Raw genomic sequence first — 1,230 nt, forward strand, 5'->3', positions numbered from 1 at the left:
GGGAATAAGTCCCCCTAGGATCGAGGCCTAACCTATTGGAGTTAGATAAAATCTAAGTTATATGATAAAGTTAAAATCTAAATCATAGGAAAAAAAACTATCAAACAAAAACCTATCAAAGACAAATATATATGTAGATACTGCGAATTAGCATTTGTCTATGACTAACTGATTCAGAAGCGAATAGTAGCAGGTGATTACAAATTTTTTCCGATATCCACCCTAAGGTAATACTAGTTAAGAGGTTTTGAGTTTTATTCGATAGTAATTATGTCCCATCATCTCATCTTCAGAGAATCACGGACTCAGGTTTATGTACCTGTGAAAATTGCATCCTCACCTCCATCTACCAATCCCAAGACTTCTGTCTCTGCTGGGCAACTGGGGAGTTTGAATCATTGGATGTTTGTGTCTATTGGACTAGCTTTAGTGGTGATTGGATTAGTGGTGTATGGTAAGCTCCAATTCAAGGATAAGGACAAAAAGCTGAAATTGGAGCAGTATAAAACTGCTGATCTTCGGAAAAAGTTAAAGCTGGCGCTTAATACTATCCGGAAAATGGAATCCAATCCTGATTTGGTTCACTCGCGGGAATTTAATCTGGATTACCTCAGAATGCGAATGGAAGAAGAAGTATTCCACTTTGCAGTTATCAATCAAATTAAAATTAGAATAAAACAGTTAATCAGTATAGCATTACGACCTACTCAAGACTCTAGAAATGTTATCGGTGTCGCTAGTACGTCAGGTCGTCAAATTAATGAAACATTTGATGTTAAGTACGAGACAGAAATTCGAGGTAAACGCAGTGTGGGAGTGCTTTTCCGCATTCAAGTTAAATTAATGAAATTACCCACTCAACGCACCTCGGCAACCGTTAGCCAAATTATTGACTGTATTGAAACATTTCTTAGTCCAGATGCAGAAAATGATACCTGGCAACCAACAATTCAAGGACGTATTGTTTGCATGCGTTGGGATCAAAAGGCAAAACCAACGCCATTATTAGTATTGGAACAATCTACTGAAGGGGTTAATGTGACTCTAAGAACCAAACGGGTTGGGATGACGTAATACCAATTTTATTCATAGTAGTTCTTAATGGTTTTAGGGAATAGGGAGTAGGGAGTAGGGAGTGTGGGGAGATGGGGAGATGGGGAGATGGGGAGATGGGGAGATAAAATTGGTATTAGCAATTAGCCATGAGCCATTAGTCATTACCGATTACCA

The 1,230-nt window shown here is 38.5% G+C and carries 1 protein-coding gene; it reads left to right on the forward strand.

Annotation, left to right across the window (positions count from 1 at the left end):
* The first annotated feature begins 270 nt into the window (after positions 1-270).
* Positions 271-1,074 carry a hypothetical protein gene (locus F6K53_RS43650; RefSeq protein WP_293087020.1) on the forward strand — a complete coding sequence of 268 codons (804 nt, stop codon included), beginning with the start codon at positions 271-273 and terminating at the stop codon, positions 1,072-1,074.
* Positions 1,075-1,230: the final 156 nt, after the last annotated feature.

It is taken from the genome of Moorena sp. SIO4A1 (assembly GCF_010672065.1).
Lineage (GTDB): Bacteria > Cyanobacteriota > Cyanobacteriia > Cyanobacteriales > Coleofasciculaceae > Moorena.